The 15,864-nt window shown below is 59.4% G+C and carries 15 protein-coding genes; 7 read left to right on the plus strand and 8 right to left on the minus strand.

Translation table 11 applies throughout. The annotated features are described in order from the left end of the window. Window positions 1–305 precede the first annotated feature (305 nt). A complete protein-coding gene (gene rdgB / locus FGZ14_RS19370; protein ID WP_139925798.1) occupies window positions 306–893 on the minus strand; it encodes an RdgB/HAM1 family non-canonical purine NTP pyrophosphatase in 588 nt (195 codons plus the stop codon). A 506-nt stretch (window positions 894–1,399) separates the two neighbouring features. On the opposite strand from rdgB, the gene FGZ14_RS19375 reads away from it, so the two are divergent. The 6 genes from FGZ14_RS19375 to FGZ14_RS19400 all read left to right on the plus strand — a co-directional run bounded on the left by FGZ14_RS19375 (window position 1,400) and on the right by FGZ14_RS19400 (window position 7,269). Next, entirely contained in the window at window positions 1,400–1,648 is a 249-nt protein-coding gene (locus tag FGZ14_RS19375; RefSeq protein WP_139925799.1) for a type B 50S ribosomal protein L31, read from the plus strand. A 182-nt stretch (window positions 1,649–1,830) separates the two neighbouring features. Then, window positions 1,831–3,039 carry a GlmU family protein gene (locus FGZ14_RS19380; protein WP_139925800.1) on the plus strand — a complete coding sequence of 403 codons (1,209 nt, stop codon included), beginning with the start codon at window positions 1,831–1,833 and terminating at the stop codon, window positions 3,037–3,039. 94 nt (window positions 3,040–3,133) lie between these two features. Beyond that, complete coding sequence (locus FGZ14_RS19385; protein WP_139925801.1) at window positions 3,134–4,270, plus strand: ATP-binding protein; 1,137 nt, start codon at window positions 3,134–3,136, stop codon at window positions 4,268–4,270. A 227-nt stretch (window positions 4,271–4,497) separates the two neighbouring features. Then, entirely contained in the window at window positions 4,498–5,439 is a 942-nt protein-coding gene (gene hemC / locus FGZ14_RS19390) for a hydroxymethylbilane synthase (protein WP_139925802.1), read from the plus strand. 234 nt (window positions 5,440–5,673) lie between these two features. Further along, entirely contained in the window at window positions 5,674–6,318 is a 645-nt protein-coding gene (locus FGZ14_RS19395) for a peptidylprolyl isomerase (protein WP_139925803.1), read from the plus strand. 42 nt (window positions 6,319–6,360) lie between these two features. After that, on the plus strand, window positions 6,361–7,269 hold the full coding sequence (locus FGZ14_RS19400) for an SDR family oxidoreductase (RefSeq protein ID WP_139925804.1): 909 nt from the start codon (window positions 6,361–6,363) through the stop codon (window positions 7,267–7,269). A 591-nt stretch (window positions 7,270–7,860) separates the two neighbouring features. On the opposite strand, the gene FGZ14_RS19405 is transcribed toward FGZ14_RS19400, so the two are convergent. The 4 genes from FGZ14_RS19405 to FGZ14_RS19420 form a co-directional block, all read right to left on the minus strand. Next, the gene (locus tag FGZ14_RS19405; RefSeq protein ID WP_139925805.1) at window positions 7,861–8,832 is read right to left on the minus strand and encodes an ABC transporter permease; all 972 of its coding nucleotides are present in this window, start codon (window positions 8,830–8,832) and stop codon (window positions 7,861–7,863) included. Further along, window positions 8,829–9,872: an ABC transporter permease gene (locus FGZ14_RS19410; RefSeq protein WP_139925806.1), complete on the minus strand. Its 1,044-nt coding sequence runs from the start codon at window positions 9,870–9,872 to the stop codon at window positions 8,829–8,831. Before FGZ14_RS19410 ends, FGZ14_RS19405 begins: the two co-directional genes overlap by 4 nt. A 6-nt stretch (window positions 9,873–9,878) precedes the next feature. Then, window positions 9,879–11,618: an ABC transporter substrate-binding protein gene (locus tag FGZ14_RS19415; RefSeq protein WP_139925807.1), complete on the minus strand. Its 1,740-nt coding sequence runs from the start codon at window positions 11,616–11,618 to the stop codon at window positions 9,879–9,881. A gap of 76 nt (window positions 11,619–11,694) precedes the next feature. Further along, window positions 11,695–11,883: a hypothetical protein gene (locus FGZ14_RS19420; protein WP_139925808.1), complete on the minus strand. Its 189-nt coding sequence runs from the start codon at window positions 11,881–11,883 to the stop codon at window positions 11,695–11,697. Between the two features lie 418 nt (window positions 11,884–12,301). Here FGZ14_RS19420 and FGZ14_RS19425 point away from each other — a divergent pair, with 418 nt between their 5' ends. Then, entirely contained in the window at window positions 12,302–13,792 is a 1,491-nt protein-coding gene (locus FGZ14_RS19425; protein WP_139925809.1) for a hypothetical protein, read from the plus strand. 52 nt (window positions 13,793–13,844) lie between these two features. Here FGZ14_RS19425 and FGZ14_RS19430 read toward each other — a convergent pair whose 3' ends face one another. From FGZ14_RS19430 to FGZ14_RS19440, 3 genes are all read right to left on the minus strand, one after another. Continuing rightward, window positions 13,845–14,336, minus strand: coding sequence for a hypothetical protein (locus FGZ14_RS19430; protein WP_139925810.1), 492 nt, complete (start codon window positions 14,334–14,336; stop codon window positions 13,845–13,847). Window positions 14,337–14,489: 153 nt separating this feature from the next. Then, complete coding sequence (locus FGZ14_RS19435; RefSeq protein WP_139925811.1) at window positions 14,490–15,104, minus strand: PKD domain-containing protein; 615 nt, start codon at window positions 15,102–15,104, stop codon at window positions 14,490–14,492. A 30-nt stretch (window positions 15,105–15,134) separates the two neighbouring features. Beyond that, a complete protein-coding gene (locus tag FGZ14_RS19440; RefSeq protein ID WP_139925812.1) occupies window positions 15,135–15,863 on the minus strand; it encodes a LytTR family DNA-binding domain-containing protein in 729 nt (242 codons plus the stop codon). Window position 15,864 lies beyond the last annotated feature (1 nt).

The raw sequence follows: 15,864 nt of genomic DNA on the forward strand, positions 1-15,864 counted from the left end.
GGCGGGGCCAACCCTGCAAAAGTACGAAATCTAGCGAAGGCGAAGGCGGTGAGTTGGCGAAATGGTGAATTTGTGAGTTGGTGAAGCGTTGAGCTTATCGGTTTAACCGGGTTTGAGGGGTAGCCTCGCTGAGGCGGCCCATCGGCAGAGAAGCTAACGGAAAGCCTGGATGGGCGTCACCAATCGTGCAACTGTTGGTAGCGCCCCTCCGGGACTTTGAGCGGTTCTGGGGGGTAGAGTGGGGCGGGACTATTCTTCTACCTCCTTAATATTCATTAAATATCAACCCCCGATGTGCTGTGGCGCTATTTCACCATCTCATTCAGATAATGCACCAGCCCGGCTACGGCGCGGGCCCGGTGGCTGATGGCATTCTTCTCCTCCAAGCTCATCTGGGCGAACGTGCGCCCGTCGCCTTCCGTGGGTTGGAAGATGGGGTCGTAGCCGAAGCCATCCGTGCCGTGCACATCCTCAGTAATCAGACCCGATACTGCGCCCGCAAACTCGTGCACCTCGCCGTTAGGTAGCACCAGCGCCACTACCGTCCGGAACTGAGCCGAGCGGTTAGGCTGGCCCTGCAGCTCCCGCAGCAGCTTGGCTACGTTGTCGGAGGCGGAGCGCTGGGGGCCGGCGTAGCGGGCCGAGTACACGCCGGGCTCCCCGTGGAGGGCGGCTACTTCCAGGCCCGTATCATCGGCGAAGCAGGCCACTCCATAATGGTCCCACACATACTGGGCCTTCTGGCGGGCGTTACCTTCCAGGGTGTCCTGGGTTTCGGGCAGCTCCTGCTGGCAGCCAATATCGGCCAGGCTCAGCAGCTCCACGGAGGCAGGCAGCAGGGGCCGGATTTCATCCAGCTTATGGGAGTTATTCGAGGCAAAGCAAAGACGCATGCGGGCGAGAAGGAATAGGTGGAGAAAATCAGGGCGAAGAAAGTACCAGAAGCAGAAGGGTACAAAAAAACCGGGCATCGCCGGTTTTGTCTTGTTTGCCGGCCAGAAAGCCGCGGCCCCGGCAGCTTACCGAAACATCAGCTTAACGGTAGTCCAGGAGCGAGCCAGCAACTTCGGGAGCGGTGCGCCTGGGCCACCCGAGGTGCGTGCGGAGGACCCTGCCGCTGCTGGTGCCGACAGCAGGGCAGTGGAAGTGCCATAGGCCAGAGCCGCCCCAAGGAGCAGCAGGATTAATAGAGCAGATACACGAATCATAAGGCAGTAGCCAACAGCTAAGATGTGGTAAGTATAATAGAAGCCCGGCGGAAACGCCTCGGCCCCGGTGTTAAGCTTCTGCTACGCCCCCGGAAACAGAAAAATAGCTTTTGAAATCCGGACCTAACGTGTACTTTTGCAGTCCCTTCCGCAAAATCGGCAGGCAACAAGGTACAAACGGCACTACGACCATGAAAAAAGACATCCACCCCGAGTACCGCGAAGTGGTATTCCAGGATACCTCCAGCGGCTTCAAATTCGTGACCCGCTCGACGATGAACTCCAGCGAGACCATCACGATGGAAGACGGCAAAACTTACCCCGTAATTAAGGTGGAAGTTAGCTCGGAGTCGCACCCCTTCTACACCGGCAAAAACGTACTGCTCGACACGGCTGGCCGCGTAGAGAAGTTCATGAACCGCTACAACAAGAAGAAGTAGTTCCGGCGGGCAGGCTGCGAACCGCATGGTTGCGCCGCCCCTCGAAAAGACTTTTTCCTCGAAGCTCCTGCTGGCATTCGCCGGCAGGAGTTTTTCTTTGTAGTACGGTAGGGTGCCCAGCCTGGCGCCTACCCCCTGGCCGCGGCCAAACCAGCCGCAGTTCTCATCCTGATTTTCCTCCCATGCATATTCTGCTCTTCGATGACCCGGCCATCCGGCCCCACCTGCTGCCGTTCACGTTTACCCGGCCGGTAGCAGCCCTCCGCTGCGGCATTCTGACGCTGGCTGAGAAGTGGCAGCACCGGCTAAAAGCTACGCAGGTGGGCTACCTCACGGAAAGCTACCTGCAGGCGAAGTACCCCGCTGGCAACACCCAGGGGCCCGCGCTGGTTATCAACGGAGCCATTTGCCCCGACGACCTGCTGGCCCAGCAGGTGCAGGCTCTGGCCCCCGGCGAGGCCCTGTTTGACGAAGACATGCTGGTAGCGGCCCACTTGGCCGATGCCACCCAGGTAGCGGAGCTGATTCAGGATGGCTTTCAGAAAACCCGCGACGTAGCCGAGCCGGTAGTGGCCATCAAGGAAGTGTGGCACTTGTTTCTAAAGAACGGCGCCGAAATCCGCCGCGACTTTGACCTGCTGACCCGGGGTAGGGAGTCGGCTCCGGTGGGCGACGCACATACCATTGTGTACGCGCCTGAAAACATCTTCATTGAGCCCGGCGTGAAGATCCGGGCGGCCATTCTCAACGCCGAAAACGGCCCGATTTATCTCGGTAAAAACTCCCAGGTGCACGAGGGCGCCATCATCAGCGGACCGCTGGCCTTATGCGAAGGCAGCCACATCAACGCCGGAGCGAAAATGCGCGGCGATAATACCGTAGGGCCTTACTCCAAGGTGGGCGGCGAAGTGGGCAACAGCATTCTGCTGGGCTACAGCAACAAGGGTCACGACGGCTACCTCGGCAACTCCGTAATCGGGGAATGGTGCAACCTGGGGGCCGATACCAACACCTCCAATCTGAAGAACAACTACGCCCCGGTAAAAATCTGGAGCCACTCGGCGGGCCGCTTCGTGAACACGGGCCAGCAGTTTTGCGGGCTGATGATGGGCGACCATAGTAAGTGTGGCATCAACACCATGTTCAATACGGGCACGGTGGTAGGGGTAGGGGCCAACATCTTCGGGGCCGGCTTCCCGCGCACGTTTATCCCGAGCTTCAGCTGGGGCGGAGCCGCCGGCTTCGAAACCTTTAAGCTGCCGAAAGTGGCCGAGGTAGCCGAGCGCGTCATGGCCCGCCGCCAACTGGTGTATGATGCAACCGAGCAGGCCATCATGCAGCAGGTGTACGAAGCCACGGCCAAAGACCGGGTGTGGGAGCAAGCTAAATGAGTTGTCGGTTGCCAGTTGTCAGTTGCTAGTCAGGGCTGAAGAACTATAGGTAACCACTCATAACTGACAACCGACAACTGACAACTGATACGACATGCGTTTTTCTGATATTCCGGGCCAGCAGCAGGTAAAGCAGGTGCTTGTGAGCAGCGTGCGGCGCAACCACGTGGCGCACGCTCAGCTGTTTCGCGGGGCCGAGGGCTCGGCGGCGCTGGCGCTGGCCCTGGCGTATGCTACCTACCTGAACTGTGAAAACCGCACGCCGGAAGCCGAGGATTCCTGCGGAAGCTGCCCCAGCTGTCAGAAAATCGACAAGCTGATTCACCCCGACCTCAACTTTATTCTGCCCGTTACGACTACCAAAGCCGTAACCAAGGACGCCATCAGCAGCAAGTTTGCGGCCGAGTGGCGGACCTTCGTGCTGGAGAACCCCTACCAGGGCCTCAACGACTGGATGCAGCACATTGGGGCCGAAAACAAGCAGGGCAGTATTTCCAAGGAAGAAAGTCTGCAACTGCTGAAACTGGTGTCGTTGAAGGCGTTTGAAGCCCGGTTTAAGCTGGTTATCATCTGGTTACCCGAGCTGATGCACCCCTCGGCGGCTAATGCCGTGCTGAAGCTGCTGGAAGAGCCACCGCCCGCAACCGTGTTTCTGCTGGTCAGCCACGCCCCGCAGCAACTGCTACCCACCATTATCAGCCGGGTGCAGCCGGTGGTGGTACGCTCCCTCTCCGAGGAAGAGCTGACTGCCTGGCTGCGCGACGAGCGGCAGGTACCGGAAGTGAAAGCCCGACAGCTGGCCCAGCTAACCGAGGGCAACGTTGGCGCAGCGCTGGCGGCGCAGGCAGCCGCTACGGCCGATACCGACTATTTTGAGCTATTTGCCAAGTGGATGCGCACCTGCTACGGCAACAAGGTGGCCGAAATGCTGGAGAAAGCCGATGAGTTTCAGAAGCTGGGCCGCGAAAACCAGAAGGAGTTTCTGCAGTACGCCCTCTCCCTGCTGCGCAAGGTGCTGCTCTTCGGCCTCGATCCGCAGCTGGTGCCTCACCTGCCCACCCAGGAGCAGCAGTTTATTCAGGGCTTCAGTCGCTTCGTGACGCCGCGCAACGCCGGACCTATCACCCAGGAACTCAACGAAGCCCACTACCATGTAGAGCGGAATGCCAACCCCCGCATGGTATTCGTGGATGCTTCCCTGCGGGTAGCTGAGCTGCTGCGGGCCGCCTGATAACAGCCAAACAGGCGGCGAAACCGCTCTGCCGGGCTGAAAACGGAGAACATACGTTCTGCTAAAATACTATAGTTAGTGCTAAACGAGCTATAGGCAGCCGCGGCGCCGGGTGCAGCCGTATCTTTGCGGCGGGTTTCCGGGGGCTTCCCAGCCAGAGCCTGCCACTGTCGGGTTTCGCAAAGAAAAGCCCCGGAGCGTATTATTCCGAACTAGTTGATTCTGCTTTGAAAACTTCCATTCGCATAGGTACCCGCGGCAGCAAGCTGGCGCTGTGGCAGGCCAACCACGTAGCCGACCAGCTTACCGCCGCTGGGCTCTCGCCGGAAATCGTCATTATCACAACCAAAGGCGACGTGGTCTTGGACCGCTCCCTGGATAAGATTGGGGCGAAGGGCGTGTTTACGGAAGAGCTGGAGGAAGGCCTGCGCACAGGATACATTGATATTGCCGTACACAGCGCCAAGGATGTGCAGAGCACTATTCCGGCCGACCTGGAGCTGCTGGCCTTTATGGAGCGCGAGCGGGTAAATGACGTGGTGGTCAGCTTCGACCCCAACCTCGACCTGCAGCGCCCCGACCTGGTATTGGGCACCAGCAGCACCCGCCGCAAGGCCATGCTGCGCCGCTTTCTGCCCCACGCTACTACCGCCGAAGCGCGCGGCAACCTCCAGACCCGGTTGCGCAAGCTGGAGGAAGGTCAGTATCACGCCCTCGTGCTAGCCTACGCCGGGGTGCACCGCATGGAGTACGACGGCCTGATTCGCTACGTGCTGCCCGAAACCCAATACGTTCCGGCTACGGGGCAGGGTAGCGTGGCTATTGAGTGTGCCCGTAACCTGGAGCCCGCCCTGAAGGCCGAGTTGCGCCGCGTCCTCGACCACCCGGCCACGCACGTGTGCCTGACCGCCGAGCGGGCTTTTCTGCGCACCATGGAAGGGGGCTGCAGCATTCCATCCTTCGCCCTGGCTTCGCTGTCCGACGATCAGCAAACCGTGCAGCTGCACGGCGGCCTCATTAGCCTCGATGGGCAGGCCCTGATTGAAGAAACCCACACGGCCACGGCCACCGACGCCGAGGCCCTGGGCACCCGCTTGGCTGAAAGCGTACTGGCCCGCGGCGGCCGCCAGATTCTCGACGATATCCGCCGGGTCCGTCACGAGGCCTGAGCCCTGCCTGCTACCCCCGTTCACCCCGAGAGCTGCTGTTAAAGCGGCTCTTGTGGTTTCGGGGGTAGCTAGGGGCCTCCACTTTGGGGCGCAGCCCGCAGGCGAAGGCCCGGGCGCCCGTGGCAGGTTCCGTTGTTTGGGCCGGGGTAGTTGCCCACTCTTGCGGCTGCGGCGTACTACCCTCCGCGAAACTGTTTACTTTCGTCCTCCACACTTTTCTCCCCTACTTCCGCTATGAAACCTTTCTTTCGCTATACCCTGCTGGTAGGCCTAGTTGTTGGGCTGGCAACGCCCATGGTGCACGCGGCCAAAAAGCCTCGTAAAAGCAGTAAAGACGAGGTAATTACCATCAGCACGCCCCAGGGTGATATCCGGTTGATTCTGTTTGATAAGACGCCCTTGCACAAAGCCAATTTCCTGAAGCTGGCGCAGAGCGGATTCTACAATGGCACCACCTTTCACCGCGTCATCCCCAACTTCATGATTCAGGGCGGCGACCCTAATTCCAAGGACACCGACCCAGCCAACGACGGTGCCGGCGCCCAGGATGAAAAGATGATTCCAGCCGAGATTCTGCCGGAATTTACGCACAAGCGTGGGGCCGTAGCCGCGGCCCGCACTCCTGATTTTATCAATCCGCAGCGCCAAAGCAGCGCTTCCCAGTTCTACATCGTGCAGAACCCTCAGGGCACGCCGCACCTGAACGGGCAATACACCGTGTTCGGGCAGGTTATCAGCGGCCAGGAAGTGGTGGATAAGATTGCTCAGCAGCCCACCGCCGAGCGTAACCGCCCGGTTACCAACATCCCGATGACGGTGAAAGTGGAAAAGCTCAAGAAAAAGAAGATTACCGAGCTCTACGGCTACCAGTATCAGTAATCAGAATCAGTCATTTCTTCAGCCGATAGCACTTCCCCACGCATGAAACTACTGGTTACGGGCTCTAACGGGCTGTTAGGGCAGAAGGTGGTGGCGCTGCTGCATCAGCAGCCCGGTCTGGAGCTGGTGGCTACCTCCCGCGGGGCGAACAAGCTGGCCGGGCTGTTTCCGGCCGTGCGCTTTGTTGCCCTGGATGTAACCGACCCAGCCCAGGTACAACGCGTGGTGGCCGCTGAAAAGCCAACCCACCTGCTGCACACTGCCGCCATGACCAACGTGGACGAGTGTGAACTGCAGCAGGCCGCCTGCTGGCAGCAGAACGTGACGGTGGTGCAGCATCTGATAGAGGCCTGCGAGCAGCACCAGGTGCACCTGCTGCACGTCAGCACCGATTTTATTTTCAGTGGAGAAGAAGGCCCGCTGGCGGAAGATGCCGCGCCGGGACCCGTGAATTTCTACGGGGAAAGCAAGCTGGCCGCCGAGCAGTTGGTGCAGGGCTGCCGTGCCCCCTGGGCCATTCTGCGTACCGTGCTGGTGTACGGGGTAGCCCACGAATACGGTCGGACCAACCTTGTGCTTTGGGTCCGCGACTCTCTGCGGGCCGGCAAGACAATTAAAGTAGTGGACGACCAGTACCGGACGCCTACTCTGGCCGAGGATCTGGCGTTGGGGTGCTGGCTGGCTGCCCGCCACAATGCCACTGGCATTTACCACATCAGCGGGCGGGAAATGCTCACCCCCTACCAAATGGCGCTGCAAACCGCCGCTTTCTTTCAGCTGGATAGCCGCCTGATTGAGCGGGTCGATGCCAGCACGTTCACCCAGCCTGCCCGCCGTCCGGCCCGCACGGGCTTTATCATTCAGAAGGCTGAGCAGGAGCTAGGGTACCAGCCGCGCTCCTTCACCGAAGGCATAGCCCTGCTGGCCCAGCAAACGCAGACGCCGAACTGAGGTAGCTATTCCGGCTTTTGCTGCATTTCTACGGTTTAGGCTACCCCTGTAAACGCAAAAAACCCACAGACAACGTCTGCGGGATTTTCACACACCTATTGCAACAACCTATTAGTAGCGAAGCAAGCGGCGAGCAACTGCCGGGCTTCGCACTGTATTCTTAAGTAAGCCACCGAGAGAAAGTCCCTTTGCCGGGTATCGGTAGCAGAAAACTCTATTGGATCTGATGCAGGAACCCCAAGACCGATTGTCTTGGGCAGCACGTTGGCACCTTAGCGCCAAGCGGAAATAGCAGCAGAAATACAAAGAGCTGAAGAACCTCAATACCGGTTATCAGTACCGGTCTAGCTGTTCCACATGTCAATATTAGGGCCCTAATAAGGGGTTGTAAAGGGCACTTTGCCCAAAATTGTGACTTGTATAATTAGGTAATAGAATAGGCTTGGTTTAATGCGAATAAGAGGCCTACAGAAAACAGATATGAATAGCAGTCTGATAATGATGAATTTGATGAAGCAATAGTTGCCCGCATTTTTACCAACAATGGTTAAAAAAGCGCCCAATTTGTGACATAAGAGTGCGCCGGCGGGGCTATGTTTTTTGCCGACTGAGGTACTGGAGGCTCACTATAGTGAAAATAAGTGTGACACCAGGCCAGGCCAGCAGCCACCAGGCCGTTGGGCTTTGGCGGATACCGGCCAGCAGGCGGCCCCAGCTAGGTGTGTCGGGTGGCAGCCCTACTCCTAAAAACGATAAGGTAGTTTCCAGGCCAATAAGCAGAGCCACCGTGAGCGGGATGCGAACCAGCACCACAGGCCAGGTAACGGGCCAGATGTGCCGCCGCAGTAGCTGCCAGTCGGAGAGGCCGGCCGCGCGGGCAGCTTCTACGTAGGTTTGCTCCCGGGCCTGCAGGGTAGCCGCCCGCATCAGGCGGGCGGGGGTAGTCCAGCAAGTCAGCGTCATCAGCAATACGAGGCCGCCTACAGACGGCCGCTGAACGGCTGCTACCAGTAGCACCAGAATCAACAGCGGTACAGAGTCAAGCAACACAATCAGGCCCGTTACGAGAGCATCCGCTGGCAGAAGCCAGGGGCGCCGGCCCCACGGCGTGCGGTGCAAGGCCCACCCCAGCAGAGCCCCGGCGGCCAACAGCCCACCGAAGCCCGCGGCGCCCCAAGCAAGCAGCGGTGCGGCAAACAGCAGAGCGATTACCACCAGGGCTCCACCGGCCACTCCCACGCTGCGTGGCGGCCGTAATTGCGTGTTGCCCCAAAAGCCAGCCATGCTGCCGAGCCCGGCCCCGAGCAGAAGCGTAAGAATGGCAGCCGGCAGGCTTACCAGCAGAATAGTGCGGGCTCCCTGCACCAGAGCCCGGGCTACATCCTGGCCTTGCGGATCAGTGCCCAGCCAGTGTGAGGGCAGAAAGGGAGGCTGACTGGTATGCAGCAAATCGGGGGGTAGCAGAGAGTCGGGAGCCAGTAGGGCTGCGGTTGCTACCCCGGCCAGCCACCCGAAGGCCAACACTTGTAACCAACTGCGGGAAGGACTGCTCTGCCGTTTCATGCTTGCAGCCTGATGCGTGGATCCGTGAGCAGGTACAGGGCATCGGCCAGCAGCTGGGCTAGTACCCGGGCTACCACTACCAGCGTTACGCCACCCAGCAGCACTGGGTAGTCCTGGGTGGCTGCGGCCTCCGCCAGTAAGCGGCCCATACCGGGCAAGGCAAACAGCACTTCCACTACCACAGCCCCGGCTACCAGGTTCGGCAGCAGCTCCGTTAGTAGCGTAATGGTGGGCAGCAGGGCGTTGCGCAAAGCATGCCTCCACACAACCCGGCCCGGAGCAGCGCCCTTGGCCCGGGCCGTTACCACGTAAGGCTGCCGTAGTTCGCGCTGCAGGGCCGCATCCAGCTGAATGGTCAGGGCGGGTGCGCTTACCAGTACCAGGCTGCAAACCGGGAGGGCCAAATAATACAGCAGGCGGCCCGGTGCCTGCCACCAGGTAGCCGGATCTTCCTCCACACCCAGGCCAAAGGCCGGAAACCAAGCCAGAAAATCAGGGTTGGCAAACAGCATGAGCAGGCCCGTAGCTACCAGAAACAGGGGGGCGGCCTGCACGACGTGGAGCAGGGAGAGCAGCGTGGTCCGGATGGCGGGGTAGCGCCCGTTAACGCCGGTAGCCAGCCCCACACTGACCACCGCACTGAGCAGGGCAGCCAGCACGGTTAGGGGTAGGGTGTAGCGCAGGGCCTCCAGCAGTAAGGTGCTCACTGGGGCTCCACTGCGGTAAGAGGTACCCAACTGGCCCTGCAGCAGGCTGGCTGCCCACACATGGTATTGATTGGCGGACCCTTGCCACTGCCAGCCGTGGGCTGCGTCAAACGACACGTAAAACAACGGCAAATCGAGGCCAGCCCGGTGCAGCAGCTGTCGGGTAAGCTGCTCGCGTTCGGCAATCTGAATGCGGCTGTCAGCCTCTAGGGCGGTTTGCACGTAGCTGGAGGCATCGGTGATGCCCCGGGTCAGCAGAAACAGGCCTGATAGTACCAGCCAAGCCGTAACCAGGTTTCTGCCAACATAGCGCCACACCGTCGGAGCCTTCATACGCCGTTAGCGGGTAGCTACTTTCGTTTCCAGCCGGATGCGGTTGGCGTCGTAGCCGGGAACCAGGCCCGTAACCGGTAGCGGCCCGAGGCGGCGCGAGGCAGCTACGCGGTACCGCATAAAATAGAGCACGGAGAAAGGACGCTCGTAGGCCAAGACACGCTGAAACTTGCGCAACAGCCGCGCTTTCTGCGCTGGGTTAGTAGCCACGGCTATGGCCTCAATCAGACGGTCTGTCTGGGGCGTTGAAAAGCCGGAGGTATTACCGTTGCCAAGGCCCCTGGAGTGCAGCAGAGGCGTAAAATCATACGAAAACGGATTGCCGGCCAACTGCCGGATATTCATGTCAAACTCCCCAGCCCGCAATTGCCGGCTCAGCAACGACTGTTCCGTGGGGTGCAGCTGCACTGAGATGCCCAGGGCGGCGGCCGCGCTTCTGAACTGCAAGGCTACCGTTTCAAAGCTCGGCTCACCGGCCCGATAGCTAAGGGCTAGCTGCAGGCGCTCCGGAGTAGCCTGCGGACCCTGGCGCTGCCAGCTGCCATCAGCCTGCCGCTGCCACCGGGCTTGGCGTAACAGGGCTGCCGCGCGGGCCGGGCTAAAAGAAGGCAAAGGCAGACTGTCGTTGTAGTAGGGCGTAATCCGTGGGCTGATGGGGCCTATGCTGGGGGCGGCTGCGCCTTGTTGAGTAGCCCTGATAAGGGCCGGAATATCAAACAGGTGCGTTAAGGCCTGCCTGGTAATAGCGTCACGCAGGGCAGGCCGCCGAACATTGAAGTTGGCCGCCAGAAATTCATAGGAATCGGTGGTGTAGAAGTGCAGTCGGGTCCGGTCGGGCGCGGCTTCCTGGAGCCGGGCAAACTCGGCGGCCGGCATAAGTGCGTACAAATCTATTTCGCCGCGGCGCAGCGCCATGGTAGCCGTAGTAGCGTCCGGAATTATCTGATAGGTAAGCCGGGGCGGGAAGGCCTGCAATTCGGGCGGGGCCACCGGCAGGGTATCGGCCCACCAGCGCGCTTTGCGCCGCAGGGTAAGGTAGCGGCCGGGTTGCCAGGCCGTGAGGGCGTAAGCGCCGCAACCTGGCAGCCGCTCGGGGTGACGGGCCAGGTTCAGGGCTTGGTATCGGCGCGCAAAAGCCTGAACAACCGGCCGGAACCGGGGCAGGGCCATTTGCGGGAGCGGTACACCCCGCAGCGCGCCGCGAGGGTCCAGCACGTATTCGGGCAGAATAGAGAAGTCACCGGAAATGCTAACCCGGTCTCCCCCTGATTGACCCGCGCAAACTAACGTGAATTGCCGCGGGTTATTCGCGTCAAGCTCAATATCCCGGATAAACCCAAAGGTGGCCTGGTCACGCTCAATGGGTAGGCCCGGGCAGTTCATCACCTTAAGAGTGAAGGCTACGTCGCGGGCCAGCACGGGGGAGCCATTGTCCCAGGTGGCTTGTGGGCGCAGGCGGTACGTCACTAAAAGCAGCGAATCGCCGAGGGGCCGGGTGGTGGGCTGGGCTTCCGCAAGCCAGGGCACAAACCGGTTTTGAGCTTCGTTGCCCTTCAGAAGGCTGCAGTGCAGCAGGTTGATTACCTCAAAGGCGCTGGGATTATCCACCAGCAGCGGATCGAGGTTATCGGGGTCCCGGGCCCACCGGATGCGGACGGCTTCGGCGCTGGTAGCGGTGGGCGAGCAGGCACTAAGGCCCAGGCCCGCCCACACCAGCAAAACCAAACCGAGAAGTAAGTGCTTCATGAACGGGTAACCGCGCGGGGTATTAGGCCGGGCAAGTTACCACGTTTTAGGCAGCAGGTAGAATACTGCGCAGGCCTTAGTGGCCTTCACCCCAGCCGCTGGTGCCATGGTCGGCATCAATGTGGCCTTCGCCCCAGCCGCTGGTGCCGTGCTCATCAAGCGACGACGTCTGGGTAGTAGCAGCGTTCTGATCTGCGGAGGCGGGAGCAGACGTGAAAGAGAGGGTGGAAAGCTGGAGGAGGCCGAAGAGGAGAAGCTCAAACATGGTCTGGAGTATTTGTGGTTCAAGTGGTTGACTGACACAAATGTGGGCTTCAAACCAAGCGGCGTAAAGGACAGAGAAAGGGTAAATGTGACGCCCTTTTCAGTTCAGATTACTGACAAATAAACTTGGCGCTGGCCCTTTTTGGCATCCATAAAGCCAATACAAAGGATTCACCCTCTGTTTGGGCTGGTCATTTTATCTTCGAATGTGACATATAGATCTTTGAAAGGCCCCAAAAACTTAAGTACAAATGACTGTTATACCTTGGCAAGTGTAAAGGCATAAGTTGCTTAATTTGTGACATGGATTTAAATAACCCTGTATATTGCACAACCCCCCTTAATTAGCCCCAAAGCCATATTTTACTATGGATGAATTAGCTACTTTAGTAAAAATTGTGACAGATAGACGGTTAGCCGTGCTTCCTTTTCTGGATTTTTCGGCCCGCAAATCCACTAATAAAGATTTACAGCTGGTACGGCTGCTGGAGCAGGAGCCCAACATTACGCAGAGCAAGCTCATCAAGGGGTTATATGGCAATACTGAGCAGAAAAGTCAGGCGGCGTTTCGGCAGCTGAAGTCCCGGGTGCAGCAAAAGCTGCTGAACCACTTATACTTCCTCGACCATACCGACGCCCGGCACGTAGTGGCTCGCCGGCACGAGCAGCATTGCCTGGGCCTGCTGCACCAGGCGCGTATCCTCACGGGTGAGGGGGAATACAAGTTGGCTGAAAAGCTCTACCGAAAGGCTACTACGGTAGCCATAGATGCCGAGCTGACCCAGTACGCCGTGATGTGCACCCGGATTCTGCGCAATCTCTACGCCGAAATGCGTAACCCCACCCGCTTCAAGGCCATGAACCAGCAGTTAAGCAAACTGCAGGAGCGGCTGACCCTGGAGGATGAGGCTGAGCAGACATTTTTTGAGGTAAAGATGTTTTCAATCTATCAGGTTCGATGGCGCCAGTTTCTGATCAAGCAGCTGCCCGGATACCTGGAGCAGCTAGAACAGCTCCATAAGAAAGTAAATAGTTATAACACATTCTATTATCTGTATGTAACGAAGCTCTCCCGGGAGGAGCTGGAGGGCAATTATGAGGAGATTATCAAAATTACGTCGGAAACGGAGAAGGCCCGAAAGCAGGGTAAAATCAACGAAAAACGTTTCGATAAGCGCTTTAACAACTACATGAGCGTGTACGCACACCTGCGCTGTCGGCAGGCCGAAAAGGGACTGGTGCTGGCCGAGGAATATTTCAAGGATTTTCATTACTCCTCCGGCAACTGGTTTTATTACCTCGAAACCTACCTGCTGCTGGCCGTACATGCGCGGCAGTATGAGCAGGCGCTGGACCTACTGCAGCAGGCGCGTAAAAACCCCTACTACCGCAAGCAGCGGGAGGCAGCCCAGCAGCGCTGGGAGCTGTATGAGGCCTACATTCAGTTTGTGCAGCCGGAACAGTCGCCGCTGAAGATGCGGCACTTCAACCAGTTCGTGCAGAAGGTACCCGACTACAGCCGCGACAAGCAGGGGTACAACGTAGCCATCCTGATTCTTCAGTTTCTGTATTTCCTGCGGCGCCGGGACGTAGAAGGCTTGCTGGCCCGCCTGGAAGGCCTGCGCAAGTACGAGCAGCGCCACCTGCGCGACCCTGCCACGCTGCGCAGCCAGCTCTTCTTCCGGATGCTGCTGATGACGGTTAAAGAAAACTTTGCTCCGGAGGCGTGCGAGAAAAAGGCCGCTCCTTTGCTGGAACGGCTCCGGGCCGCCCCACAGCCCGGCGAGGCTTACGGCGAGATTGAGATTGTTCCGTACGAAGACCTCTGGGAACTGGCCCTGAGTATTCTGCGGCAGCTAGCTGCCGAGCAATCAGCAGAGGAGCACGCTACCCGCAATCGGGTATTATAAAACAACCAGAGCCCCTTCCGGGGCCCTGGTTGGTGTTGCTGGCATATCGGCACTACTTCCGGGCTGCGGCAGGCTTACCGCGGCCTGCAGGGGTAGGGTTTTGAGGAGCTTTTGGGGCAGCCTTTTTAGGGAGTGAAGCGGGTTTCGCAGGTGCTCCGGCTAGCAGGGCGGGCTGCAGCATGCGCACTGACGCTATGGTGGCCGGCAGGGTGCCCGGCGCTACCGCCAGATACCGCTCATACTGCGTTGGCGTCAGGAGGGTGCCTAGCTGAGTGGTGTATTCCTGACCGATAACGCGCAGCTTGGCTGTGAGCATGGCCGGGTCGTTGGTGTATAGGCGGCGCACATCGGCCTCCTGAGCCAGACGGTTTTGGGTGAGGCGGCGCACAGGAATTAAGCGGGCATCATCCAGGGCAATAACCGCCGCCAGCTTTTGGGTGGCAGTCAGGGCTTCGGTGCGGAAGGCTGCATTATCGGGCTCCTGAGCCAGGGAGCCAACCTGGCAGCTAAGAAAGAGCAGGAAGGCGGCGGATAGTTTTTTCATGATGCGGCAAGAATAAAAAAGCACGCCGCCCGGGGAGCAGGCGACGGCACGTTCCCGCAAAAGTATTGGGAGGCTGCCGGCACGCCGGAGCTTTTGGCTAAACCGGGGCTTCCAGGCGCCGAAACACGAAAATCAGCCGCCCGGCCTGCTCGGCTAAGGTACCACCACCACCGTCCGGCTGACGCAGTGGCTGGTGGGGCAGGTATCGGGGCCATTGCCGCGTAGGCTCATCCGGATGGGGTACTGGCCAGGGCGGCGGAAGGTATGCTGCACCCGGCGGCCGTTGGTCACGTATCCGTCGCGGAAATCCCAGAGCACCACAACATTCTCGCACAGCGGCAGCTGCGAGTCCAGGGCGTCGAAGGTGAGGGGCTGGCCTACCTTCACCGTGTCGGTGGGGGTAGCACGGAAGTTGAGGACGATTTCCTTGGTGAAATCCACCGGAATCAGCTTTTCAGCGCGGCGCACCTCGCCCGTAGCATCTTCCACTACATCTAGCTGTACGGTATAAAGCTTGCGCTCCTGGTAGCAGTGCGACACGGTAGGACCGGTGAGCTGTGTTCCGTCGCCCATGTCCCAGCGGAACGAGAGGGCCCCGGCGTCGGGGTCCACGGCGCGTTGGGCATCCAGCTCCACGCACAGCTCCACCACCCGGGGCAGCGGGCAGTCAACGCTGAGCGTATCGCCGGCCTCCTGGGCGCAGGCGGCCGGGGCCGCCAGTAGCACACAGCTCAGCAGCGCTAACAGGCCGGAGAAAAGAAACCGCACGCGGAATAGGGTAGAGTAAGAGAATGAAAATCAGAACCGGTTGAGCCGCTGAAATACCTCGCGCTGATAGGTCTGTCCAATCGGAATGTGCTTGTCGTCGATGATAACGGTGTTATCTTCAATGGTTTGTATCCGCTTCAGATTGACAATAAACGAGCGGTGCACGCGCACGAACAGGGAAGACGGAAACTTCTCTTCCACCGCCCGCATGGTGCTGTACACAATGAGCTTGCTCTTGGCCGTGACAATGTGCACGTAGTCGCCGAGAGCTTCTACGTAGCGTACCTCGTCAAAAAGCACCTTCACCAGCTTGCTGTCCACCTTCACGAAGGTAAACTGGTCGTTGCCAGGGGCTTCTATCGGCTCAGGGGCAGGGTTGGAGCGCGACTCGTGGGTAGCCAGGGCCTTTTGGGCGGCCTGCAGAAAGCGGGCGTAGCTGATGGGCTTCACTACGTAGTCCAGTACCTCGTGCTCAAAGGCCTCCACGGCATAGCTCTTGCTGCTGGTAATGAGGATGACGAGGGGCGGGTGCTGCAGGGTGCGCAGCAGGTCCAGGCCCGACATCAAGGGCATTTCCACGTCCAGAAACAGCAGGTCAATGGGCTGGGTGCGCAGCACTTCGGCGGCGGCAATGGCGCTGTCGCAGCTACCGGCGTGCACCAGGAAGGACGTGCTGGCTATGCAATTTTCAACAATCTGCAGGGCCAGCGGGTCATCATCAACAACCAGGCAGCGCAAGGGGATAGCGGTTTCAGCCATA

Source organism: Hymenobacter sp. DG01 (genome assembly GCF_006352025.1).
Classification (GTDB): Bacteria; Bacteroidota; Bacteroidia; order Cytophagales; family Hymenobacteraceae; genus Hymenobacter.

Coding starts and splice junctions, on each gene's coding strand:
- FGZ14_RS19405 (WP_139925805.1), bottom strand. CDS start 8,832: ATGAAACGGCAGAGCAGTCCTTCCCGCAGTTGGTTACAAGTGTTGGCC.
- FGZ14_RS19410 (WP_139925806.1), bottom strand. CDS start 9,872: ATGAAGGCTCCGACGGTGTGGCGCTATGTTGGCAGAAACCTGGTTACG.
- FGZ14_RS19430 (WP_139925810.1), bottom strand. CDS start 14,336: ATGAAAAAACTATCCGCCGCCTTCCTGCTCTTTCTTAGCTGCCAGGTT.
- FGZ14_RS19375 (WP_139925799.1), top strand. CDS start 1,400: ATGAAAAAAGACATCCACCCCGAGTACCGCGAAGTGGTATTCCAGGAT.
- rdgB (WP_139925798.1), bottom strand. CDS start 893: ATGCGTCTTTGCTTTGCCTCGAATAACTCCCATAAGCTGGATGAAATC.
- FGZ14_RS19380 (WP_139925800.1), top strand. CDS start 1,831: ATGCATATTCTGCTCTTCGATGACCCGGCCATCCGGCCCCACCTGCTG.
- FGZ14_RS19395 (WP_139925803.1), top strand. CDS start 5,674: ATGAAACCTTTCTTTCGCTATACCCTGCTGGTAGGCCTAGTTGTTGGG.
- FGZ14_RS19400 (WP_139925804.1), top strand. CDS start 6,361: ATGAAACTACTGGTTACGGGCTCTAACGGGCTGTTAGGGCAGAAGGTG.
- FGZ14_RS19420 (WP_139925808.1), bottom strand. CDS start 11,883: ATGTTTGAGCTTCTCCTCTTCGGCCTCCTCCAGCTTTCCACCCTCTCT.
- FGZ14_RS19415 (WP_139925807.1), bottom strand. CDS start 11,618: ATGAAGCACTTACTTCTCGGTTTGGTTTTGCTGGTGTGGGCGGGCCTG.
- FGZ14_RS19385 (WP_139925801.1), top strand. CDS start 3,134: ATGCGTTTTTCTGATATTCCGGGCCAGCAGCAGGTAAAGCAGGTGCTT.
- FGZ14_RS19440 (WP_139925812.1), bottom strand. CDS start 15,863: ATGGCTGAAACCGCTATCCCCTTGCGCTGCCTGGTTGTTGATGATGAC.